We start from the raw sequence: 21507 nt of genomic DNA on the forward strand, positions 1-21507 counted from the left end.
GGAGACATTTTTGGAGACTGATCCGTTTCGCATACGGGGACATGTGCGCGAATTCGACGCCATCGTGGCGGAGATCAGGGCAAGGAGTGCTTCGACGCGGGCGAGGCTCCGCATGAGAGAAATCTCTTATGGAGACGATGCAAGCGAAACCTTGGACGTCTTCTATCCTGACGGTACATGCGACGGGCGGCCGGTGCACATGTTCATCCACGGCGGCTACTGGCGGATGTTTTCCAAGCGCGACTACTCCTATGTTGCCGACACGATTACCGGCACAGGCGCGATCGCCGTCATTGTCGATTACGCTCTGATGCCGCATGTCAGGATGGAGGTGCTCGTCGATCAGGTTCGGCGGGCCAAGCAATGGGTGCTCGAGCACATCGCGAGCCACGGCGGCGACGCCTCGCGCTTTACGGTCAGCGGTCATTCCGCCGGCGCGCATCTTGCGAGCTTCCTGTTTCATCGACAAGAGGCTTTCTCGGGCGTGTCGGCAGCTCTCCTGCTTGGAGGCCTTTACGACCTGAAGCCCCTGCAATCATCGTTTCTGCACGCCGAGATCGCCATTACCGACAGAGAGGTTGCTGACTTTTCCCCGATGCTGCACTCCTTTGACCAGGGCTGTCGCGTCACTATCGCGGTGGGTGCCGAAGAAACGCCGCCGTTTCATGAGCAGGCGGACGCCTTCTCATTGCGCTTGCGACAGCAAGGATTGTCAGTCACCTTTGAAAGGCTTGAAGGCTCCAATCATATGAGCAGCGTTCGCGATCTTGGCCTTCCCGAAACGGCTACCGGTCGTATCCTCAGCGAAACGATCGCATATACCCGTTGACGTCCAAAAGCCGATCTTGATCGGGATCACGAGATTTCCGCACCGGAAAACCAGCTGATCGCGGGATCCTGAAGCGTGTCGCAATCCCCAGGATTCGCTTGCCACGCTTTAAGCTTTTGTTTTCGCATGTCGTTATCGCGAAACCGCTGCACAGTTTTGCGCGACATGCATTAGCACTTCCAGCGCAATGCAGCGGTAGAAATGGGCGAATCCCATAGAGAAAGCTCCTCGTCCGTGAGGAATGCGAGCGTGATGGAAAGGCCCTGCATGTCGAGCGAAGTGGCGTAGGTGCCAACAAGCGAGCGTTCGACCTGCAGGCCGTACTCCGACATGATGCGAAGGGCTGAGTTGTAGGCAAGATAGAGTTCGGCAGGCGGTGTGCCGCCAAGTCCGTTCACGAAGAGAAATGCTTTGTCTGTGCTGCGGCTGGTATCGTTGAGAACTGCCTCGCTGAGATATCTGACGATCGTGTCAGCATTGGAGAAACTTTCTCTCGAATGGCCAGGCTCCCCATGAATCCCGACGCCCATTTCCACCTCGTTCGGCCCGAGCGCGAAGGTTGTGCGCTGGGTATCCGGTACCGCGACGCCGGTCAGGGCGACGCCCATCGACCGGATGCGTGAGGAGAGGCTGTCGCCAAAGGCTTTTAGTTCCGAAAGGGACCGGCCCTGCTCGGCGGCTGCTCCAAGCAGCCTTTCTATGATCAGCGTGCCGGCAACTCCGCGTCGCCCACGATTGTCGCCGCCCCTCGTCGTTTCGATGTCGTCGCAGGCAAGGACCATTTCAATTCTATGCCGCTCAGACGCCATCTCTGAGGCCATTTCGAAGTTCATGACGTCGCCATCGTAGTTCTTGACGACAAGCAGGCAACCGGCGCCGGTGTCTGCTTCCTCTATCGCGCTAACGATCTGGCTGGGCGTGGGCGACGTGAAGATATGCCCTACGCAGGCGGCATCGAGCATGCCGCGACCGATGAAGCCGATATGCATCGGCTCATGGCCTGCCCCACCACCCGAAATGATGGCGACCTTGCCGGGAACCAGCTCACGGCGGCGGATACATTTGCGGTCGGCGCCGAACACAACGAACTCCTGATGGGCGCGCACAAAGCCTTCGATGCTTTCGGCGACCATAGTCTCCGCTGTGTTCATGAATTTCTTCATCAAGCCCCTCCCAAGGCGATGATCATGCCAATCCTTTTGCGTCTGCCACAAGGGCTTGCTTAATCCGACAGCCCGGAAATTGCGGCAATCTTCTGCACCAGATCGCCAATTGCTTCCTCCAGCAGCCGGTTGCGTCTCTCGTCGCCGAAATCAGGCACCATCAGCGAAAGATGCCGCAGTTTTTCCGAGGCGCCAAGTTCCGGCAGCTTGCCTGGATGTGCAGCTTGATAAGCATCCAGAAAGCGCTCCTGTTCAGCGGCGCTGAAATGGCACACCCGGAAGATCGTGGCGAGATGGCGCGCAGGAAGAGGTGTCGCGTAGGTCGGGCTTGTTATCTGCGTGACGAAACTGCGATGTTTGCCAAGTTCCGTCGCGAGCCGCTGGCGTGTTCCAGAGGGCCTGTTGTCTATGATTTGCGCCAGAATGGACTTGTAGGCGATAATCGCGTCCTCGGTGTCTTCGCGCGCCATCCTATTCTCCGGCTGCCTTTGTGCCATCTGCCTTCAGGCCGACGATCGCCGATCTTATCGCGGGAAGTTGAGCGAGTGCCATGGAAAAATGCCGTATGCCTGCGGCAAGCAGAGCCGCAGTCAGGGATGGATCCCCGGCCATGTCGCCGCAGATGCTGACCGGTTTTTTTCCGGCGAGTCTTATGGCCTGGGTCAGCAGGCGCAGGACGGCCGGCACCGCCTTGGCCTGGTAAAGCGCGAATTCGGCATCCTCGCGTGGCGATGCGACGAGATATTGCGCAAGGTCGTTCGTCCCAAACGAAAAGAAGTCTGCACTTTCGAACTTGTCCAGCATGAGCGCGGCGGCCGGGACTTCTACCATCATCCCGACGGGAGGCATGCGATGCGGCACCCCCCGTCGGGAGAGCGCGTCGGATTCTTCGCGATAGATCTGCCTGATATCATCGACGTCGGATGGAAACATCACCATCGGCAGCATGATCTGAAGACTGCCGAAGACTGCCGCACGCAAAAGCGCGCGGGCTTGAACACGCGCGATCTCCGGCCGGGCAAGCAGAAGACGGATACCGCGTAGCGAGGGTACGTCAATCAATCCGGCGAGCGGCTTGTCGCCGCCTATATCCAGCATGCGAATTGTCGTCGACCGGCCATCTGCCCAATCCAGCAGACGGCGGTAGATTGCAAACTGCTTTTCTTCATTTGCAGCATCCCCAAGCGACGTCAGGGCGAATTCCGAACGCATCAATCCGATGCCGGCGGTTGTTGCAACGTCGATCGCATCGATTTCTTCGGGGGCATTGACATTGATGGCCAGCAGGACCTGGCAACCGTCTGCCGTGTGCAAAATGCCGTTGTCGGCTGCCGATGCCATGCTTGTCAGGCGATGGTCGTGCGGAGCCGTCGTCGCGCTCTGCTTGGCTATCTGAAGCATGATGATACCAGAATCGCCGTCAACGCCAATGTGTTGTCCCTTCGCCGTTGTGAAGCGACCGGCGCCAATGACCATCGGGACCGAGCGGGACCTGGCAAGCAGTGCCACATGGCCGACTGCGCTGCCCGCATAAAGAGCGATGCCCCCACCAGCCGACCAGTCATGTGCGAGGAACCGACTGGGCTCCATGTCTTTTCCGACATAGATGGAGCCGGCCGGAAAGTCGTCGATCGGCGTTCCGGTAAGGATCGACAGGACACGATTCTTGACGTCGAGAATGTCGACCGCACGCGCCCGCAATTGGTCTTCCTCTGCGCATTCCAGTTCGCGAATATAGGCATCGAGTGTTCCGACCCAGGCAAACACTATATTTTCGCCCGCATCGATCCGCGCGCCGGCCATCTCCATCAAGGTCGGGTCCTGGAGCACTTCGATCTGAAACTCGATGATTTCGCCACTCTCTGGGTCTGTCCCGGCCGCAAGGGCGCGTAGGTCGCGGATGGCCTTCTCAATGGCATCGCCGAGTTCGGTATGGCCGGAAAGGTGTGATGGCGGCGACGCGGCAGCAGCCATCGGCGTCGCGACATAGGCCGGTCCGGTCGCAACGCCCGGCGATGCACTCGTGGCTTTCAGTCTAGGCTGTGCGGCCATGCTTCTTTTCCTCATCGAAGTTACGCTCGACGAGGCCCTTCAATGCGCGGATCGCTTCCTCGGCGAGGATCCCTTCGGCGCGGATCTTGAGCAACGATCCCTTGCGGATCCTGGCACCCATGATCTTGATGATGCTCTTGCCATTCAGCCAGACATCGCTGCCGTTGATCGCGACTTCGATCGAGCAGGGAAACGACTTTGCAAGCCGCGTGAATGTAACCGAGGGCCGAGCATGCAACCCTACACCATGCTTGACCTCGACCTCCGTCTGGCAGCTTGTATGTATCTGCTCGCCCTCAAGGCTTCCCATGCGCAATCCGCCGCTCATCAGGGTGACAGCTCCTCTGCCGTCGCAACGACCTTTGTCAGCGATGCGCCGCCGGAAGCCTCGGCCGCCGCGATAACAGCGCCCTCCACGACGGGCGCATTGCAGATCGATACCTGTTTCGACCGCGGCAGGCCGAGCATCTCTACCGCCATTTCACTGTTGGTTTCAGCTCCCCCAAGATCGACGAAGACGGCAACGCCTGCGTCAGACCAGGCCTCCTCGATGGCGTTGAGAATGCCGCGGGCATCCGTTCCAAGTTCGCCGTGACTGTTGCCGCCCGACCAGGCAAGCGGCACACTGTCGCCGACCATCTGCCGCACCATATCGGCGGTGCCACGTGCAACCAGAGGCGAGTGGGAAACAATCACAATCCCAACGTTAGGCCTGTTCCCATTCATACCGGTCGGTACTCCTCGAGGTAGCGGCAGATCGCCGTTGTCAGCAGCGCACAACTTGAGGCGCCCGGATCGACATGGCCGATCGACCGGTCTCCGAGATAGGAGGCCCGCCCGCGCATGGCCCTCATCGCAGCAGTCAGCTCGGCAGAAAGTTCGGCCTGGCGTGCGATGTCCGTCAAAGGCAATCGATGTGCGAGCGCGTCCTGAACGGGATAGAGAACATCAAGAAGCGTCTTGTCCCCGGCGTGTGAGCGGCCACGACGCGCGACGGCGTTGATCGCCTGTTTCAACGCCGACGGAAAATCCCTCTCCTCATCCGGGGTACGGAGCTCGCGGCCCATCTCCATGAGCAGCGTCCCGTAAAGCGGGCCTGCCGCTCCGCCGATGTTCATGACGAGCGTCAGGCCGATTTTCTCAAGCGCGTCAGGCAAGGGAAGGGCTGAAACGGAGGCGTCCTCGGCGCTCACCGCTTCGCAGCCACGTCGCATGTTCGTTCCATGATCGCCATCACCAATGGCGCGATCAAGCGCACACAGGTGCTCGCTGTTTGCTGCGATCGTCGCACGGCAAGCTTCGATCAATCCCATGAGAAGAACCGGTTCTGCCTGCACCCAAAACCCTCCCGCGTTCGGAGCTCATACGAGCGCTGCCGCCACTTCGAAAACGCCTGCCACGGCGACAGCACCGGGATCGGGCACGCCTTCGAGATCCTTTTCACCGACGTAGGAGGCACGACCGGCCCTTGCCTGTCGCATCGCTCTTGTCGACCGAGCACCTGCCGCCGCCGCTCTTGCCGCGGCTGCGACGTCCCCTGATGAAAGGGCGGCAAGCGCGGGAGCCAGTGCGTCGACCATTGTGCGGTCGCCCACAACAGCACCTCCATAGAACGTCATCCGATCAAGGCCGGCAAGCAGGGCAGCGGCGAAATCGTCCTTTTCTGCCATGGACTTGGATGCGGCCGTGAAGAAGATCGAGAGAAGGACACCGCTGGAGCCGCCCATGCTCGTGCTCAGGATTTCGCCGATGGAGGCCATTGTCGCGGCCGGATCTTTCAGTGGAAGTGTGTCGATGCGGGCAAGAATGCTGCGGGCTCCGGTCGCAACGGTGGAGCCGGTATCGCCATCACCAACCCGGCCATCCAGGCGGTTAAGCTCGCTCTCGAGCGAAATCAGATGCTCGCAAAGCGCAGTCACGAGGCGACGATTGTTCCTATTGTCGCTGGCGGGTACTGCTTCGCCCTGTCGCGACGCCCGTTGAGGCGCAGGAAGGATAACGATCTCGTGCCGTTCGGTCGCGGGCGGCCAGGCATGGGGTTCGACGGTGGCCCTAATGGCCGCTTCACGGTCGGCGTCCAGTCGAATGAGCGACAGGGAAAAGCCGTTCATGTTGAGAGCGGTCATCATCGGTGCCGGCCCAATGATAAGCCGAACACGGTTGGCGATCTGCGACGACAGGACAGCGTTGGCGATGACCCCCATTTCAAGCGGGGGCACGGCGCCGAGATTGTTGATCAGCAGCGCATGATCTGCCGTATCCTCGAGCCTCGCCGCCAGTCGCTCGGTCATCGTCGCGACCAGATCGGCAATCGGCTGCAGGGAAATACGCTCAACCCCGGGCTCGCCGTGAATGCCGAGACCGAGTTCGCCTTCATTGGTGCCCAGTCGATCCTCATGCGTTTGGCCCGGCACGCTGCAGGTCGAAAGCGACATGCCGAGCGAGACGATACTGCCCGCTGCAGCGCTCGCCAGGCCCGCCACCGTCTTGAGCCCGGCGCCGGCCTCGGCATGATAGCCGGCGATCTTGTGCACGAACAGCGTACCGGCAACGCCGCGGGGCTGGATGATGCCGGGGATCGCGATATCGTCGGCAACGATGACCATCTCGACGTCGAAACCTTCGGCACGTGCCTTTTCGGCGGCGAGACCAAAATTAAGGCGATCGCCCGTATAGTTCTTGACGATCAGCAGGACGCCCTTGGGGCCGGTTACGGCGCGGATCGCCGTCAGCACCGCATCGACGCTCGGCGAGGCAAAGATTTCACCGGATACAGCTGCAGTGAGCATGCCCCTGCCGACGAAGCCCGCATGTGAGGGCTCATGCCCCGCCCCACCGCCTGAGATAATCGCGACCTTCGACTTGTCCCAATCGGCCCGGAGGATCACCTTGATCTCCGGAAACGCGTCGAGACGGGCGAGACGACCGGCGCTGCTCGTCTGGAGCAGGCCGTCCAGGGCTTCGGTGACAATGGTTTCCCGGCGGTTGAAGAAGTGTTTCATGGAGACAGATCCGTCTTTTATGCCAATGAGTTCGTTTCTTTCAGTTGCTTATCCAAGGCGCTGGCCACTGGCGTCGAAATAGAGCGGATCGCGCAGCGTCAAGCTTATTCGATCACCCGGCCGGATTGCGAGATATGGATCGGCAAGCGTGACCAGCTTGTGATCGCGCACCTTGATGTGAAGGTGGTTCTGGTCCCCCAGATGTTCGATCCAGTCGATCTTCGCACTGGCGTTTTGATCGACGACGATATCAAGGTGCTCGGTTCGCGCGCCGATCGTCTTCGTTCCCGGCGGCGGATTCGCACCAGGAAGAAGATCGGCCGGCAATAGGTTGATGTGTGGCTGGCCAAGGCGCGCGGCGACATGAAGGCTGGCCGGATTGCCATAGATTTCGCGCGGCGTTCCGACTTGCAACAGCCGTCCTTCCGAGACAATGCCGATCCGATCCGCCATGGTCATCGCCTCGACCTGGTCGTGAGTTACATAGAGCAGGGTCGAGCCGAGTTCTGTCTGGATGCGCTTCAGTTCCAGGCGCAGTTCTGCGCGCAGTTTCGCGTCGAGCGACGAGAGCGGTTCGTCCATCAGATAAATGGCAGGCCTGCGCACCAGCGCCCTGCCGATCGCAACGCGCTGCATTTCGCCGCCCGACAGACGTGTCGAACGGTTCTCCAGCTTGTGATCGATCCTGACCATGCGCGCAATGTCCCGGACGCGGCGGTCGATTTCTTGGCTCGCAAGCCGGCGCGCCGGGGCGCGCAGCGGAAAGGCAAGGTTGTCGTAAACCGTCATATGCGGATACAGCGAGTATTGTTGAAAAACGAAGGCGACATCCCGTTCAGCGGGAGCTTCGCCTGCGACATTGCGGCCACCGATTTCGATGCGACCGCCGTCGGGACGCTCAAGGCCGGCAATAAGGCGCAGCGTGGTCGTCTTGCCGGCGCCCGTTGGCCCAAGCAGGACGACGAATTCACCGTCTCGGATCGAGAGATCCAGATCAGCCAGAGCCTGTGTATCACCGAAACGCTTGCTAAGATCCTCGAGAACGACGTCAGCCATGTTCGGCCTCCGAGTAGAGCGCCGAAGCAACGGCGCGGCCCGATTTGCAGTCGAACAGGGCAAGCTTAGCCGGATTGAACTCAAGACCAACCGTTTCGCCAATACGGAAGTCGCGGTTTGCCGGAACGCGTGCCTTGATCACGCCGCTCGATGTCTCGATTGCCACGACCTGATTGGTTCCGAGATATTCGCTGCCATAGACGGCTCCGCGCAACGGTGACGCGTCGCTGAGGCGGATATGTTCGGGCCTGACGCCGAGCGCAAGCTCCGACTCGGCCATATCCTGGTGCACCTCGGGAACGCTGACGTCGATGCCGTTGAGCGATATCGACTGCGCTCCCGACTGGAGACCTGACGTGAAGCGCATGAAATTCATTGGCGGCGAGCCGATGAAATCCGCAACATACATGGTGGCCGGCTTGCTGTAGATTTCCTGCGGCGTGCCGAATTGTTCGATGATGCCATGGTTCATGACCGCGATCTTGTCGGCCATCGCCATCGCCTCATGCTGATCATGCGTCACGTAGACCGTCGTCGCGTGGATGCGATTATGCAGTTCGCGCAGCTCATGGACCATCACCTCGCGGAATTCGGCGTCCAGCGTACCAAGCGGTTCATCCATCAGGAAACACTTCGGGCGGCGCACGATCGCGCGGCCGAGAGCCACGCGCTGGCGGTCGCCGCCAGCAAGTCCGGAGACGGACCGGTTCAAGATATGATCGATCTGGAGCAGCCGCGCAGTCTCCTCGACGCGCCGACGGATCTCAGCCTTCGGCATGCCTTGCGACAGGAGTGGGAAGCCGATGTTCCTGCGCACATTCATATGGGGATAGAGCGCAAAAAGCTGGAAGACGAAGGCAATGTCGCGGGCGCTGGCGCGATTGAAGGTGACGTCCTCCCCATCAAGGTAGATCTTGCCGCTGGTCGGCAATTCCAGGCCGGCGATCATGCGAAGCGTCGTCGTCTTGCCGCAGCCAGAGGGGCCGAGCAGTGCCAGGAATTCGCCGTCATGGATGACGAAGCTCGAATCCTGCACCGCCACGAAGCTGCCGAACTGCTTGCGGAGATTTTCTATCCTGATGTCCGCCATGGTTCACTCCGGAAACTTCGAGACGATGATGAACATGGCGGTGCCTGCGAGCAGCGTTACCAACGAATAGGTATAGAGCACGAGAAGGAACGGCTGGAAGAGCATGAGGAAACCGACGGCAATCAAGGCGGTCGCGATGTTCTCCATAGGCCCCCGGCGCAAAAAGAAGGGGCGCTTCGGGCGGGATGGACGTGGGGTCTCGCTGAGATGGGTCATTTGCGAACCGCTCCGAAGGTAATGCCGCGCAGGAGCTGCTTGCGCAGCAGAATGGTAAAGACGAGGATCGGGATCAGGAAGATTGTTGTTCCCGCAGCAACGGCGGGCCAGTCCTGGCCGCCTTCGCCGATGATGGTCGGGATGAATGGCGGTGCCGTCTGGGCTTCACCCGAGGTCAGCAGTGCGACAAAGGCATATTCGTTCCAGGCAAAGATCAGGCAGAAGATCGCAGTGGCGGCGATGCCGGTGGTTGCCTGCGGCAGGACGACTTTCCAGAAGGCCTGCAGCCGGGTGTAGCCGTCGATCATCGCAGCCTCTTCATATTCGCGCGGGATCTCGTCGATGAAGCCTTTCAGCAGCCAGACGGCGAGCGAGACGTTGACTGCCGTGTAGAGCAGGATCATGCCCAGCGCCGTGTCGGAGAGGCCAAGCTCGCGGTACATCAGATAGATCGGTATGGCGACCGCGATGGGCGGCATCATGCGCGTCGACAGGATGAAGAACAGAAGGTCGTCGGCGAGCGGCACCCTGAAACGGGAGAAGCCGTAGGCGGCCAAGGTTCCCAACAATACGGCCAGAAACGTCGAGCCGAAGGCAATCACCAGAGAATTGGCAAAGCGTGGCAGGAAATTCGAGGGACCCGCAATGACCATGTTTCGCTTGCGGGTCACCTCATCACAGGTGCCGGTCGGTGCAGGCAGGGAGGCGATGTATTCCGGTGTCTGGCGCGTTCTCGTCGTCAGCAGATTGCAGTAGCCTTCCAAGGTCGGCGCAAAGACGATTTTCGGAGGATAGCTGATGGAATCCGGCGGAGATTTGATACTGGTCAGGAAAATCCAGACGAGCGGGATCATCGTGATCAGCGCGTAGAGGATCACGATGGCGCCGGCGATCCGCTTGCTGGTCGGGCTCGGCTCGACGACCGAATGGGCTGAGGTAACCGAGCTCATCGCTGCTTCACCTTGTTGAGTGCCTTGACGTAGATGTTCGCAAGACCGAACACGGCAACGAAGAGGACAATGGCAAAGGCCGACGCCCGTCCGGTTGCCCAGCTCTCGAAGGCGGCCCGCTTCAAGGTGATGGAGGCAACCTCGGTGGTCGAGCCCGGGCCACCACCTGTCAGCAGTGTCACCATGTCGAACATCTTGAAATTCTCGATGCCGCGAAACAGCACCGCAAGCATGATGAAGGGCAGCGCCATCGGCACGGTGATCGACCAGAATTGCCGCCAGGCGGAAGCGCGGTCCACCTCGGCTGCCTCATAAATATAATCGGGGATGGAACGCAGGCCTGCCAGGCAGATCAGCATGACGTACGGCGTCCACATCCAGGTGTCGACGATAATGATCGCCCACGGTGCCAGCGAAACACTGCCGAGCATCTGGATGTCGGCTGTCGGGATGCCGGTGACCAGCGAAACGGCATAGGCGAAGAGACCGATCTGCGGCTCGTAGAGGAAGCGCCAGAAGTTGCCGACGACGGCTGGAGACAGCATCATCGGGATCAGGATCAGCGTCGTCCAGAAGGCGTGGCCGCGAAACTTGCGGTCGATCAGATAGGCGAGCGCAAAACCGATGACCGTCTGCAGCAGGATCGTCCAGAAGACGAAGTGCGCCGTCGTCTGCATCGCCTGCCAGATGTCGGGGTCGTTGAGCACCCGCTCGTAATTGCCCAATCCAACGTTCAGGACCGGCGCATTCGGACGGTTGGCGCGATAATTCGTGAACGACAGATAGATCGCCCAGATCAGCGGAAAGATGTTGATGGCGAGAAGCAGGATAATGGTGGGCGCGATAAAGACCCAGGCGATCGCTCGATCGGATAGTCCGCGGAGGCGGCGGACAACCGATGTCGGCGTCGCCCTTGCAGTTGCGTCCGCAGCCTTCTCGACCATGGATGAAGAGGAAATGTTCAAGGTGTCACCTGGTCTTCGCGTATATGAGACATGTGGCGGCCCGGCAGTCTTGGCGAGCCGGGCCGCCATTCTGGCAAGAAGGTTGCGCGTCCAGCCGGACACTAGATCTTGCCATCGTCCTCGAAGACTTCGGTCCAGTCTTTCACCAGGCCATCAAGCGCCTCTTGCGCGGTGCCGTTGCCGGCCACGACATAGTTATGAACGCGCTTCTGCATGTCCTGCAGGAGGGTTGCGTAGCTTGGCTCGGCCCAGAAATCCTTCACGATCGCCATTGAGTCTAGGAAAGCCTGGGCATAAGGCTGGCTGGACGCAAAATCAGGGGCGTTCACCACCGATTTCAGGCAGGAATAGCCGCCGAGCTGCCACCATTTCGCCTGCACCTCCGGCTGGGCGAACCATTTGATGTATTGCAGGGCGGCATCCTTCTTGTCGGAATAGGAAACGACCGAAATGCCCTGTCCGCCGAGCTGAGCGAAGTGCTTCTTTTCAGCCGGATTGGGGAAGAAACCGATCTTGTCGCCACCCACCTTCTCGTCCTTATAGAGGCCGGGCCAGGTGAAGGCGAAATTCATCTGCATCGCGACCTGGCCGGATTTGAAGGCATCGGCCGACTCGACCATGTAGACATTGGAACTGCCGGGCGGAGTGCAGCAATCATAGAGCGACTTGTAGAATTCCAGCCCCTTCACCGCATCGGCAGAATTGACGAACCCTTGCATTTCGTAGGGCTTTTCAGGGTTGTCGTACTGGAAACCCCAGTCATACAGCACGTTGGTTACACCCATCGTGATGCCTTCGGAACCGCGCTCGGTATAGATCGAAGCACCGTAGACAGTCTTCCCGTCGATTTCGCGCTTCTGGAAGAACTCGGCGATCTGCTTCAGTTCGTCGTAGGTCTTGGGTGCGGCGAGCTCCCGGCCGTACTTTTCCTTGAATTCCTTCTGCAGTTCCGGCCGCTCGAACCAGTCCTTGCGATAGGTCCAGCCAACCACGTCGCCCATGGCAGGCAGCGCCCAGTAGTTCGGCGTATTCTTCGGCCATTCCGAATAGCCAACCACCGTCGCCGGCACGAAGTCATCCATCTTGATGCCTTCCTTGTCGAAGAAGTCGTTGAGCTTGACGTAGTGGCCGTTTTCGGCCGAGCCGCCAATCCACTGGCTGTCGCCGATGATCAGGTCGCAGAGCTTTCCGTGAGAGTTCAGTTCGTTGAGAAAGCGGTCGGCATAGCTGGTCCACGGCACGAACTCGAACTTCATTTCGGTGCCGGTTTTGGCGGTGAAATCTTTCGAGAGTTCGACCAGCGCGTTCGCCGGGTCCCAGGCCGCCCAGCAGAGTGTCAGTTGGTCAGCTTTTGCGAGATTGGGCAGCGCCGACGACATGACAAATGCCGAGGCCAGCCCGAGAAGGGCTTTCGATTTCTTTTGCATACGTTCCTCCCAGAACCAAAGCCGGCTCCCCGCCGACATGCAAGTCCACCAATTTCAGAAAATGCCTACATGAACTCCTCAACCCTCATGTTTAGCAATATGTTTAGTGATAGACGATTTTATAAACATTGCAAGTAACAATCGTCGCGGTCCGGTCATCCATCTCGTGATGATGCAGATTGCTGGCCTGTTGAACAGTTCAGGACCCTGGCGTGCCGCGCAGGCGGGCTGCCGGCGTGATGCCCGGAGGTCGGAACGACGCTATGGGCAGGAGGGAACGCGCCGCGTATGATCAATCTATTGAAGGGAGATCGACTGGTGTCCGCGCAGACGGATCCCGGCGGGGATTGCGGGTTGAAAGAGAAACCGGCCGCAAGGTCTGTCCGCGCTCATGCCAAAAGAAATCCAGCCATTCCGGCAAGAGCGGCGACGGTCGTTGCGATCGCCAGTCGGACTGCAAAGGCGAAACTGCCGATACTTGCAGCAAGCACTGCTTTTGCAAGAAGATTGGCGAAGGCGGCGACCGCGATGGCGTAAGCCGCCGCGTCCGCGGACAGTTGGCCCGATGACAGTTTGGCGACCGAGAGGGTTATTGCGTCGAGATCTCCGAGACCGGTGATGAAGGCAAGGGCAAGTAGCGATTGCGTTCCAAAGACGATCAGCGTCGCCCGCGTCAAGATTATTACAACGGCCAGAACAAGGGCAAAACGAAGCGCGACCATGATCTCCAGCGGGTTTTTCGGTGAAAAATCGGGAGTATCGTCGCTACGCCGCAACGATCCGATAAGGCCGCCGGCGATGGCGAAGACGACGGCCGCCGGAGCGACCAACGGTGCAAGCTCCTTCAGAACGGTTGGCCCAACGACGCTGCAGATCAGAAGCGTACGGGCGAGGGAGACCGCCCCCGCCAGCATTGCACCGGCCGAAAGCAGATGGGACAGTCCAGGCGTCTGCGACGACTGGCGGGCGAAGGAAAGCGTCAAGGCTGTCGAAGAGACGATGCCGCCGCTTGCGCCCGTCATCAAGATGCCGGCACGTGCGCCGGTGAGCCTGATCAGCACATAACCGGCGAAGGATACGGCTCCGACGAGGATCGTCATCATCCAGAGCTCGAAAGGATTGATCGTCTGCCAGCGATCGATCGGGGCGTTGGGCAGGATCGGTAAGACGACGACCGTCATCGTCAGCAGGATCAAGGCCGCCCTGAGCTCAAGCCAGGTCAATCGTCGAAGGAACCCATGCAGCGGTTCGCGCGCCGCAAGAAGGACCGTTATCGCAACGGCACCTGCCGCGGTCACCGTCATGTCGGCAACGACGGCGGAAAAACCCAGTACGAATACCATGATTGCCGCAATGGCAGCCGTTGCGCTGTAATCCTCATCGCGGGACGCCTGCAAGATGCTGAACACGAGGATCGTGATGCAGAAGAACGCAAAGATAACAATGGGCAGGATCGCTCCTGTCATAGGCTGGAGGAATCCGCACAGGCCGCCGAGGAAACTTGAGAGGCCATAGGTTCTGATGCCCGCGACCCTTTTGCCCGGCGCAGCCTCGCGCTCCTGCCAGCCGCGCTCGATGCCGACGAGGATACCGATCGCAAGCGCCAGACTGAGGCGCTGAAATGCTTCCATCATTACCAGTGCCGACATGTCCGAGGTCCGATCGCCGCCGTACGTTTCTTCAGAGGTCTTCTCGCGCCTTCGCGTTGCGAAGAACGGAGATGCCGAGAACCATAAGAAAGAAGCCGCAGATCACGGCATTCCAGACGAAGAGCGGCCTTTCGGCGTTGTGGAGCATCCATGGCGAAACAACAAGCCAGATACCGATCAGGAGATTACCCCACTCCTCCCATAGACGGTAGGAGGCGAATGCTGCAGCGCTGAGGATGGCGACGGCGACGCCGCAGACGAGGATATTCCAAGCGTCAATGCCGAGCGGCACGGAGTCCGGACTGAAGCTTCCAAGTGCCCAGGGGGAGGCGATAAGCCATACCCCGATGATGAAGGCGCTGTGGTCTTGCCAACGACGACGGTCCATTTCTCGATCTCCCTGTTTTTCACGAAAGCCAATCACAACTGGCGGCCTGCCTCATTGCGCCGGATCAAAATCTTCGCGGTGAAGAAATTTCTATGGGCGCACATGGCCTGTTTTTGACAACCGTCAATGACCGTTTGCCGTGGGTTCGGGATCATGACATTCTCGAGATAAGGAGCAGCTTATGAAGGCAATGATCCTGGAAGCGATCGGTGTGCCCCTGCGTGCGGTGGACCGACCTGATCCTGTGCCGGCAGCGGGGCAGCTGATGCTCAAGGTCGAGGCCTGCGCCGTGTGCAGGACGGATCTTCATGTCTGCGATGGCGATCTCGCCAACCCGAAGCTTCCGCTCATTCCCGGCCATGAGATCGTCGGCATCGTCGAGGCGGTGGGGGAGGGGATCGCGCCGTCGCGCATCGGTCAAAGGGTCGGCGTGCCCTGGCTCGGCCACACATGCGGTTGCTGTTGCTTCTGCCGGAGCGGAGAGGAAAACCTCTGCGATGAGCCGCAGTTTACCGGCTACACGCGTGACGGGGGCTTTGCCACCCATGTGGTTGCGGATGCCGATTATGCCTTTGTGCTCGATAGTGCGGCCGATCCCGTTGCCCTCGCTCCGCTTCTCTGCGCCGGCCTTATCGGCTGGCGTTCGCTGAAGAAGGCCGGTGACGGCAAGAGGATCGGGCTCTACGGGTTCGGGGCGGCCGCACATATCATCGCGCAGATCTGCCGGTGGCAGGGTCGCGAGATCTACGCGTTCTCACGCCCAGGCGACGAGGCAGCGCAACGCTTCGCGCTCGAACTCGGCGCCGTCTGGGCAGGAGGCTCGGATGAGCCGCCGCCCGTCGCGCTCGATGCGGCGATCATCTTTGCGCCCGTCGGCGAGCTCGTGCCGGCCGCATTGAAGGGGGTGCGGAAGGGAGGCAAGGTCGTCTGCGGAGGTATCCACATGAGCGACCTGCCGGCAATGCCATATGCCCTGATATGGGGGGAGCGAGCCGTGGTTTCGGTCGCCAATCTGACGAGGAAGGACGCTGAGGAATTTTTCCCCGTCGCTTATCAGGCAGCTGTCCGGACCCACACGAAAACCTATCCGCTTGCCGACGCCAATGCGGCGCTCGACGATTTGCGCGCCGGTCGTCTGAGCGGGGCGGCCGTCCTGAAGCCTTGAGTGGCGGCGCTATTGGGATGTGGCGACGCCGGTTTCGCTTTCGAGCGCCTTCATGGCGGTAACCACGCGCGCCGCAAGCTGCGGCGTGCGTGCACCAATGAAACCGTCCACTTTTTGTGCGCGATTGGAGCGGTAGGCGAGCGACGATCCGTCAGCCCGCAGAACTGCGCCGCCCGCAGCCTCGATGATCGCCTGGCCGGCAGCGCAATCCCAGATCATCGTCGGACCGAGCCGCAGATAGAAATCGGCCTCGGCGGCAGCCACCAGCGCGAATTTCAGCGACGATCCCATTGCTTGCACGTCGCAGGGCTGCAGTGCCGCGAGAAGGGCTTCGGTCCGCGGATCGCAATGGGAACGGCTGACGAGGGCAATCGGCTGAGGCCTCGGCGCGAGGCGGTACGGGAGCTTGCGTCGAAGGCCGGCGGCGGTCTGTTCGAAGGCAAGCCCGGCACCCCAGGAGAAGAAGAGCCGGTCGCGGGCAGGCGCATAGATCAGACCGGCGCTGACGCGCCCGTCTTCGACCAGAGCAATGTTGACGGCAAATTCGTCGCTGCCTTTTATGAACTCCTTGGTGCCGTCGAGCGGATCGATCAGGAGGATTGCGGCATTCGTATCCTGACCGGCCCCGGCAGTAGGAGTATCCTCCTCGCTGATGACGGGGATTGCCGGGAAGGATGCCAGGCATGCCGCGCGAAGGATCGCGTGGCTGGCAAGATCGGCGGCGGTGACGGGCGTGCCGTCGTCCTTGGTTCTGGCGGCAAGGTCATCCTTCTGCAGCTCAAGCGCGGCCTTGCCGGCCTTTCGAATGATCGGGATCAGTGTTTCGACAAGCTGCCTTCTTGAAAACAGATCCATCATATCTCCGCGCCAACTGCACGATGTCTATTCTTTCCTATTCTGCGACGACGATCCGATCATTGATGCGGGTCAATGCGTTGTCCCGGGAGGATCGCAATGCTTGCAAGGCTATATGGCAATTGAAAGGTCTGCAGATGATCACCGAAGACCAGTCGGCAACCATTTCCTTTCTGAAGAACGCGTTGTCTCGGAATGCAGCGCCCGTCGAAACGATCGAGACACATATATCGCGGATCTTTTTGGTAGGAGAGCGGGCCTACAAGATGAAGCGCGCCGTGAAGTTGCCCTATGCCGATTTCTCCTCCCCGGAGATACGGCTGGCGGCATGCCGCAAGGAAGTCGAATTGAATGCGCTGACCGCGCCCGGCATCTATCTCGGCGTCAGGACGATCACGCTGGAGGGGAATGGCAATCTTGCGCTCGACGGCCAGGGCCAATTGGTTGACGCGCTGGTGGAGATGCGGCGTTTCGATCAGTCGCTGTTGCTCGACCGCATCGCCACGTCAGGCGGGCTGACACCATCGATGATGACCTCGCTTGCGAAGGCGATCGTCCGGTTCCACCGTCTCGCCCCGATCATCCATGATGGTTCGGGCGCGGCCAATATGGCTGCCGTCCTGAAGGTCAACGAGGCCGGCTTTGCGACCAGCCATGTTTTTTCACCCGACGAGGTTGGCGAACTGACAGCGGCCTTCGACCGCCGTCTGACCCAGCTTGCCGGCCTGCTGGACCAGCGTGAACAGGCGGGCAAGGTTCGGCGTTGTCATGGCGACCTGCATCTTCGCAATATCTTCCTGCTCGATGGCCAACCGTGCCTGTTCGATTGCATCGAGTTCAACGACCAGATCGCAACGACCGATATCCTTTATGACCTCGCCTTCCTGTTGATGGACCTCTGTCACCGCGGGCATCCCGAATTCGCAAATCTGGTGATGAACCGTTATCTCGACGAGATGGATGAGGAAGACGGCTTTGCCGCGCTGCCTTTCTTCATCGCCGTGCGTGCGGCCGTGCGCGCGCATGTCACCGCCACCCAGGCGGAAGACGCGGGCGAGCGGGCGGCGATGCTGGCCGGCGAGGCGCGCTCCTATTTCCAGCTTGCCCGCTCCTTGTTGCAGCCGGTGGCAGGACGGCTCGTGGCCATCGGCGGCCTCAGCGGATCGGGAAAGACGACGCTTGCAGAAGCGCTGGCGCCGCGCATTGGTCAGGCGCCGGGCGCGCGCATTATCGAAAGCGACCGTATTCGCAAGGCGATGCATGATGTTCCAGCCGAGACCAGGCTGCCGCAGGCTGCATATCGGCCCGAGATTTCCACAAAGGTCTATGAGGAGATGGCTTGGCGAGCCCGCCTCATCCTCGCGGAAGGCGGTTGCGCGGTGGCCGATGCGGTCTTCGACAAGCCGGCCAACCGGCGTATGATCGAGCAAGCGGCAGAAGAATGTCACCATCCCTTCTCAGCCTTCTGGCTCGAAGCTGATCCGGCATTGCTGCTGCGGCGCGTTGCAGCACGGAGCGGCGGCCCCTCCGACGCGACGGTCGATATCCTGGCGCATCAGCTTGCGCATGATACAGGGGCCGTTGCATGGCCGCGTCTCGATGCCACCCGGCCTGCGGAAAGGATCGCCGACGAGATCATCCATCTCATCGGGACGAATGGCTCAGAACCCGTCCGCGCAAATGCCGCAGCCCGCACGGTTTCTCCAAGCCATCCCAATACTGCTCTCTGACCGGCTGCAGTGAGGGTCCGCAGGGGTCGGCTTCACGCCGTTGGTGAACTATGACCAGCGGCCCCCCGCAGTGAGCCATGTTTGTCATCGCGCCGGTGGAAGAAGAAGCGCTTTGCAATTTCGAGGGTCACGGCAAAGGCCAACGAAATACCGAGCAGGCCGCCAAGCAGGGGCAGTGGAAGGGGTACGAAGCCGAAAGTGCCGGCAAATGGCAGGTAGGGCAGGGCAATGGCGACAATGCCGATGAGCATCGTCGTCCCGAAGAGCAGCCGGCTCGGCCGGCTCTTCCAGCTTGCGGCAGTGGTGCGCACGATCAGCATGGTTGCAAGTTGCGTGACCAGCGATTCCACGAACCAGCCGGTGCGAAACTGATCGACGGTTGCCCCGAAGAAGAACATCAGGAAACCGAAGGTCAGGAAATCGAAGAGCGAGCTGATCGGGCCGAAGCAGAGCATGAAGCGCTGAATAGCAGCGATATTCCATCGCTTCGGGCGCAGCACATCGGCATGTTCGACGCGGTCCGTGGCAATTGCCATGGAGGGTATGTCGGCCAGAAGATTGTTGAGCAGGATCTGCTTGGCGAGCAGCGGCAGGAAGGGCAGGAAAAGCGAGGCGACCGCCATGCTGATCATGTTGCCGAAATTGGCGCTGGTGGCGATCGAGATATATTTCAGCGTATTGGCGAAGGTTTGCCGGCCATTGTCGATACCGCGCGCCAGCACGTCGAGATCACGGCGCAGGAGCACGATATCGGCCGCCTCACGGGCGACATCGACGGCGCTGTCGACGGAGATGCCGATATCGGCCTCGTGCAGCGCCGGTGCATCATTGATGCCGTCGCCGAGATAACCGACCACATGGCGGGCGCGGCGCAGGGCCTTGATGATCCGCTCCTTTTGATTGGGATCGATCTCAACGAAGAGATTTGTCTTCTGCGCGCGGGCAAAAAGCGCGTCAGTGCTCATCGCGGCGATCTCGCTGCCGGTCAGGAGATGGGGGGATTTCAGGCCGATGGTTTCGGCCAGATGCCGGACAACGTAACGGTTGTCGCCGGAAATGATCTTGATGTGAATGCCGCGGTGCTTCAGACCGGCGAGAGCCTCCTTCACGCCGGCTTTCGGCGGGTCAAGGAACAGCAGGAAACCCTCCAGGCAAAGCCCGGACTCGTCGTCCTTGCCGTATCCCGTTTTTCCCGCCGGGAACCGGCGCGTGGCAATGGCGATCACCCGGATGCCGTCCTCGCTCCAGTTCCGGTAGCGTTTCTCGATGGCGTCGTGCAGCGGTGCGTCAAGCGGCCGTGTTATCGCGCCGGCCTTGGCCGATGTGCAGACGGTGAGGATATTGGCGACGGCACCCTTGCAGATGAGGTCGGTCCCGTCTTCCCCTCGGGTGACGACGGAAAGTCGCTTGCGGGCAAAGTCGTAGGGAATTTCATCCACCTTGCGATAGTGCGCCATCTCGTCCGGAGCACTACCCGATGCAAGGATCGCATCGTCAAGCGGGTTTTTCAGGCCGGTCTGCAGGCTTGCATTGAGCGATGCGAGCAGGCGCACCCGGGCGGAAGCCTCCCCGGCAATGTCGACGCAGCCGTTGAGCTGGATGACGCCTTCCGTCAGCGTACCTGTCTTGTCGGTGCAAAGCAGGTCCATGCTGCCAAGATTTTCCATCGCCTCCAGGCGGCGGATGATGACGCCTTGCCTGGCCATCACCCGGGCACCGCGCGCCAGCGTGACACTGATGATCGCCGGCAGCAGCTCCGGCGTCAAGCCGACGGCGAGCGCCAACGAAAACAGCAGCGAGTCGATCAGTGGTCGATGCAGCAGGAGATTGGCGACGAAGACGACGAGGACGATCGCCAGCATGATCTGTGTCATCAGATAGCCGAAGCGGCGAATGCCGCGGGAGAATTCCGTCTCCGGAAGTTGACGCCTCACCGCGTGGGCGATCGTCGCGAATTCGGTTCGGCCGGCGGTGGCGACGACGAGGGCGGTCGCCGTACCGCTTCGCACGGAGGTGCCGGTAAAGATGCAGTTGAGGCGGTTGCCGATCTGGGCTTCAGGCGGCGAGATGCCGGGAGCCTTGCCGACCGGAAAGGTCTCACCGGTCAATGCCGCCTCGCTGACATTCAGATCTCGAGACGACAGGATCACCGCATCCGCCGGCACGAGACTGCCAGCCGAAAGACTGATCACGTCGCCCGGCACGACCGCTGCGGCCGGAACTGCCCGTTCAGTGCCGTCGCGCAGCACGGTCGCCGACAGCGATATGCTTTTCCGCAGGGATTCGACGGCACGGCTTGCCCCATATTCCTGGGTGAATCCGAGCAGGCAGCTTGCGAGAACGATGCAGCCGATGATCAGTGCATCATGCAGTTCCCCGACGCTTGCCGCGACGATGGCGGCAAAGATCAGGATGAGGACGAGCGGACTGACGAATTGCTTGAGCAGCGTGCGGAACGCACCCGCGTCGCCGGCGGCATCGACGGTATTCGCTCCATATACCTGCAGCCGCGCTTTCGCTTCCGCCGATGTGAGGCCGGAGGGCCTCGACTTGAGCTCTCGCAGAAGCTCCGGCAGCGGCAGCGCCCAGTAGGGGCGCTGATTGCCTGTGCTCCTGTCGAGATAGGTGGTGCCGGAATCAGCCGAATTGTCCATGTCGCCGCTCCCTGGATCGTCGGGAGAGCTTGCCCTGCGCACAGCTTGCGACATTGACCCGCGTCAATTCTACGGTCACGGATCGTTCGGTATTTTAACATTGCCGCAACGCTTGCGGGCGCTCCGCATTTGTCGGCTTCCAGGAACACGAAAAGCGGTCAGGCGAATGTCAGGCGTGCCATGCGCGAAAGACGGACCCTGGCCACCGTCAAGGCGTGTCCCCCGGTTATCGTCAATCGCAAGGCCCTCTTCATGCAGGTTCGCTGAGCCTTGGTCCCTCCAAGAATATTGCCCCTCAAGACAAGCGCTTCTGATG

20 protein-coding genes are annotated in these 21507 nt (G+C 60.6%); 3 read left to right on the plus strand and 17 right to left on the minus strand.

The features are described from left to right. Window positions 1-10 precede the first annotated feature (10 nt). Window positions 11-829 carry an alpha/beta hydrolase gene (locus ACK9YZ_RS22680; protein ID WP_416067643.1) on the plus strand — a complete coding sequence of 273 codons (819 nt, stop codon included), beginning with the start codon at window positions 11-13 and terminating at the stop codon, window positions 827-829. Window positions 830-999: 170 nt separating this feature from the next. On the opposite strand, the gene ACK9YZ_RS22685 is transcribed toward ACK9YZ_RS22680, so the two are convergent. The 15 genes from ACK9YZ_RS22685 to ACK9YZ_RS22755 form a co-directional block, all read right to left on the minus strand. Beyond that, window positions 1000-1992: a dihydroxyacetone kinase subunit DhaK gene (locus ACK9YZ_RS22685; protein ID WP_416067644.1), complete on the minus strand. Its 993-nt coding sequence runs from the start codon at window positions 1990-1992 to the stop codon at window positions 1000-1002. A gap of 59 nt (window positions 1993-2051) precedes the next feature. Then, the gene (locus tag ACK9YZ_RS22690) at window positions 2052-2462 is read right to left on the minus strand and encodes a hypothetical protein (protein WP_183726935.1); all 411 of its coding nucleotides are present in this window, start codon (window positions 2460-2462) and stop codon (window positions 2052-2054) included. A gap of 1 nt (window position 2463) precedes the next feature. Further along, window positions 2464-4044 (minus strand): putative PEP-binding protein, encoded by a 1581-nt coding sequence (locus ACK9YZ_RS22695; RefSeq protein ID WP_416067645.1) that lies wholly within the window; start codon window positions 4042-4044, stop codon window positions 2464-2466. After that, the gene (locus tag ACK9YZ_RS22700) at window positions 4028-4372 is read right to left on the minus strand and encodes an HPr family phosphocarrier protein (RefSeq protein WP_416067646.1); all 345 of its coding nucleotides are present in this window, start codon (window positions 4370-4372) and stop codon (window positions 4028-4030) included. Before ACK9YZ_RS22700 ends, ACK9YZ_RS22695 begins: the two co-directional genes overlap by 17 nt. Further along, window positions 4372-4770: a dihydroxyacetone kinase phosphoryl donor subunit DhaM gene (gene dhaM, locus ACK9YZ_RS22705; RefSeq protein WP_216759504.1), complete on the minus strand. Its 399-nt coding sequence runs from the start codon at window positions 4768-4770 to the stop codon at window positions 4372-4374. The genes ACK9YZ_RS22700 and dhaM overlap by 1 nt, the downstream gene beginning before the upstream one ends. Further along, window positions 4767-5357 (minus strand): dihydroxyacetone kinase subunit DhaL, encoded by a 591-nt coding sequence (gene dhaL / locus ACK9YZ_RS22710; protein ID WP_416068483.1) that lies wholly within the window; start codon window positions 5355-5357, stop codon window positions 4767-4769. The genes dhaM and dhaL overlap by 4 nt, the downstream gene beginning before the upstream one ends. Window positions 5358-5405: 48 nt before the next feature. Then, window positions 5406-7046 (minus strand): dihydroxyacetone kinase subunit DhaK, encoded by a 1641-nt coding sequence (locus tag ACK9YZ_RS22715; protein ID WP_416067647.1) that lies wholly within the window; start codon window positions 7044-7046, stop codon window positions 5406-5408. 48 nt (window positions 7047-7094) lie between these two features. After that, complete coding sequence (locus tag ACK9YZ_RS22720) at window positions 7095-8102, minus strand: ABC transporter ATP-binding protein (protein ID WP_416067648.1); 1008 nt, start codon at window positions 8100-8102, stop codon at window positions 7095-7097. Next, window positions 8095-9192, minus strand: coding sequence for an ABC transporter ATP-binding protein (locus ACK9YZ_RS22725; RefSeq protein ID WP_416067649.1), 1098 nt, complete (start codon window positions 9190-9192; stop codon window positions 8095-8097). Before ACK9YZ_RS22725 ends, ACK9YZ_RS22720 begins: the two co-directional genes overlap by 8 nt. A 3-nt stretch (window positions 9193-9195) precedes the next feature. Beyond that, window positions 9196-9408 carry a hypothetical protein gene (locus ACK9YZ_RS22730; protein ID WP_216759500.1) on the minus strand — a complete coding sequence of 71 codons (213 nt, stop codon included), beginning with the start codon at window positions 9406-9408 and terminating at the stop codon, window positions 9196-9198. After that, window positions 9405-10358 carry a carbohydrate ABC transporter permease gene (locus ACK9YZ_RS22735; protein ID WP_216759499.1) on the minus strand — a complete coding sequence of 318 codons (954 nt, stop codon included), beginning with the start codon at window positions 10356-10358 and terminating at the stop codon, window positions 9405-9407. Before ACK9YZ_RS22735 ends, ACK9YZ_RS22730 begins: the two co-directional genes overlap by 4 nt. Beyond that, a complete protein-coding gene (locus ACK9YZ_RS22740) occupies window positions 10355-11323 on the minus strand; it encodes a carbohydrate ABC transporter permease (protein WP_416067650.1) in 969 nt (322 codons plus the stop codon). Before ACK9YZ_RS22740 ends, ACK9YZ_RS22735 begins: the two co-directional genes overlap by 4 nt. Before the next feature lie 101 nt (window positions 11324-11424). Beyond that, the gene (locus ACK9YZ_RS22745) at window positions 11425-12750 is read right to left on the minus strand and encodes an ABC transporter substrate-binding protein (protein WP_183800806.1); all 1326 of its coding nucleotides are present in this window, start codon (window positions 12748-12750) and stop codon (window positions 11425-11427) included. Between the two features lie 389 nt (window positions 12751-13139). Further along, window positions 13140-14399: an MgtC/SapB family protein gene (locus ACK9YZ_RS22750; RefSeq protein ID WP_416067651.1), complete on the minus strand. Its 1260-nt coding sequence runs from the start codon at window positions 14397-14399 to the stop codon at window positions 13140-13142. Window positions 14400-14430: 31 nt separating this feature from the next. Then, window positions 14431-14787, minus strand: a complete 357-nt coding sequence (locus ACK9YZ_RS22755) for an SPW repeat protein (protein ID WP_216759495.1) — start codon at window positions 14785-14787, stop codon at window positions 14431-14433. Window positions 14788-14968: 181 nt separating this feature from the next. On the opposite strand from ACK9YZ_RS22755, the gene ACK9YZ_RS22760 reads away from it, so the two are divergent. Next, window positions 14969-15952 carry a zinc-dependent alcohol dehydrogenase family protein gene (locus tag ACK9YZ_RS22760; protein WP_416067652.1) on the plus strand — a complete coding sequence of 328 codons (984 nt, stop codon included), beginning with the start codon at window positions 14969-14971 and terminating at the stop codon, window positions 15950-15952. A 9-nt stretch (window positions 15953-15961) separates the two neighbouring features. On the opposite strand, the gene ACK9YZ_RS22765 is transcribed toward ACK9YZ_RS22760, so the two are convergent. Beyond that, window positions 15962-16810: a 3'(2'),5'-bisphosphate nucleotidase CysQ family protein gene (locus ACK9YZ_RS22765; protein WP_416067653.1), complete on the minus strand. Its 849-nt coding sequence runs from the start codon at window positions 16808-16810 to the stop codon at window positions 15962-15964. A 134-nt stretch (window positions 16811-16944) separates the two neighbouring features. Here ACK9YZ_RS22765 and ACK9YZ_RS22770 point away from each other — a divergent pair, with 134 nt between their 5' ends. Further along, entirely contained in the window at window positions 16945-18537 is a 1593-nt protein-coding gene (locus ACK9YZ_RS22770; protein WP_416067654.1) for an AAA family ATPase, read from the plus strand. Window positions 18538-18569: 32 nt separating this feature from the next. Here the strand turns inward: ACK9YZ_RS22770 and mgtA are convergent, their stop codons facing one another. Next, window positions 18570-21191 carry a magnesium-translocating P-type ATPase gene (gene mgtA, locus ACK9YZ_RS22775; RefSeq protein WP_416067655.1) on the minus strand — a complete coding sequence of 874 codons (2622 nt, stop codon included), beginning with the start codon at window positions 21189-21191 and terminating at the stop codon, window positions 18570-18572. Window positions 21192-21507: the final 316 nt, after the last annotated feature.

Source organism: Rhizobium sp. ZK1, assembly GCF_047782645.1.
Classification (GTDB): domain Bacteria; phylum Pseudomonadota; class Alphaproteobacteria; order Rhizobiales; family Rhizobiaceae; genus Rhizobium.

Coding starts and splice junctions, on each gene's coding strand:
- ACK9YZ_RS22755 (WP_216759495.1), bottom strand. CDS start 14,787: ATGGACCGTCGTCGTTGGCAAGACCACAGCGCCTTCATCATCGGGGTA.
- mgtA (WP_416067655.1), bottom strand. CDS start 21,191: ATGGACAATTCGGCTGATTCCGGCACCACCTATCTCGACAGGAGCACA.
- ACK9YZ_RS22725 (WP_416067649.1), bottom strand. CDS start 9,192: ATGGCGGACATCAGGATAGAAAATCTCCGCAAGCAGTTCGGCAGCTTC.
- ACK9YZ_RS22760 (WP_416067652.1), top strand. CDS start 14,969: ATGAAGGCAATGATCCTGGAAGCGATCGGTGTGCCCCTGCGTGCGGTG.
- ACK9YZ_RS22685 (WP_416067644.1), bottom strand. CDS start 1,992: ATGAAGAAATTCATGAACACAGCGGAGACTATGGTCGCCGAAAGCATC.
- ACK9YZ_RS22735 (WP_216759499.1), bottom strand. CDS start 10,358: ATGAGCTCGGTTACCTCAGCCCATTCGGTCGTCGAGCCGAGCCCGACC.
- ACK9YZ_RS22745 (WP_183800806.1), bottom strand. CDS start 12,750: ATGCAAAAGAAATCGAAAGCCCTTCTCGGGCTGGCCTCGGCATTTGTC.
- ACK9YZ_RS22715 (WP_416067647.1), bottom strand. CDS start 7,046: ATGAAACACTTCTTCAACCGCCGGGAAACCATTGTCACCGAAGCCCTG.
- ACK9YZ_RS22765 (WP_416067653.1), bottom strand. CDS start 16,810: ATGATGGATCTGTTTTCAAGAAGGCAGCTTGTCGAAACACTGATCCCG.
- ACK9YZ_RS22720 (WP_416067648.1), bottom strand. CDS start 8,102: ATGGCTGACGTCGTTCTCGAGGATCTTAGCAAGCGTTTCGGTGATACA.
- ACK9YZ_RS22690 (WP_183726935.1), bottom strand. CDS start 2,462: ATGGCGCGCGAAGACACCGAGGACGCGATTATCGCCTACAAGTCCATT.
- ACK9YZ_RS22730 (WP_216759500.1), bottom strand. CDS start 9,408: ATGACCCATCTCAGCGAGACCCCACGTCCATCCCGCCCGAAGCGCCCC.
- ACK9YZ_RS22700 (WP_416067646.1), bottom strand. CDS start 4,372: ATGAGCGGCGGATTGCGCATGGGAAGCCTTGAGGGCGAGCAGATACAT.
- ACK9YZ_RS22695 (WP_416067645.1), bottom strand. CDS start 4,044: ATGGCCGCACAGCCTAGACTGAAAGCCACGAGTGCATCGCCGGGCGTT.
- dhaM (WP_216759504.1), bottom strand. CDS start 4,770: ATGAATGGGAACAGGCCTAACGTTGGGATTGTGATTGTTTCCCACTCG.
- ACK9YZ_RS22770 (WP_416067654.1), top strand. CDS start 16,945: ATGATCACCGAAGACCAGTCGGCAACCATTTCCTTTCTGAAGAACGCG.
- ACK9YZ_RS22750 (WP_416067651.1), bottom strand. CDS start 14,399: ATGTCGGCACTGGTAATGATGGAAGCATTTCAGCGCCTCAGTCTGGCG.
- dhaL (WP_416068483.1), bottom strand. CDS start 5,357: ATGGGATTGATCGAAGCTTGCCGTGCGACGATCGCAGCAAACAGCGAG.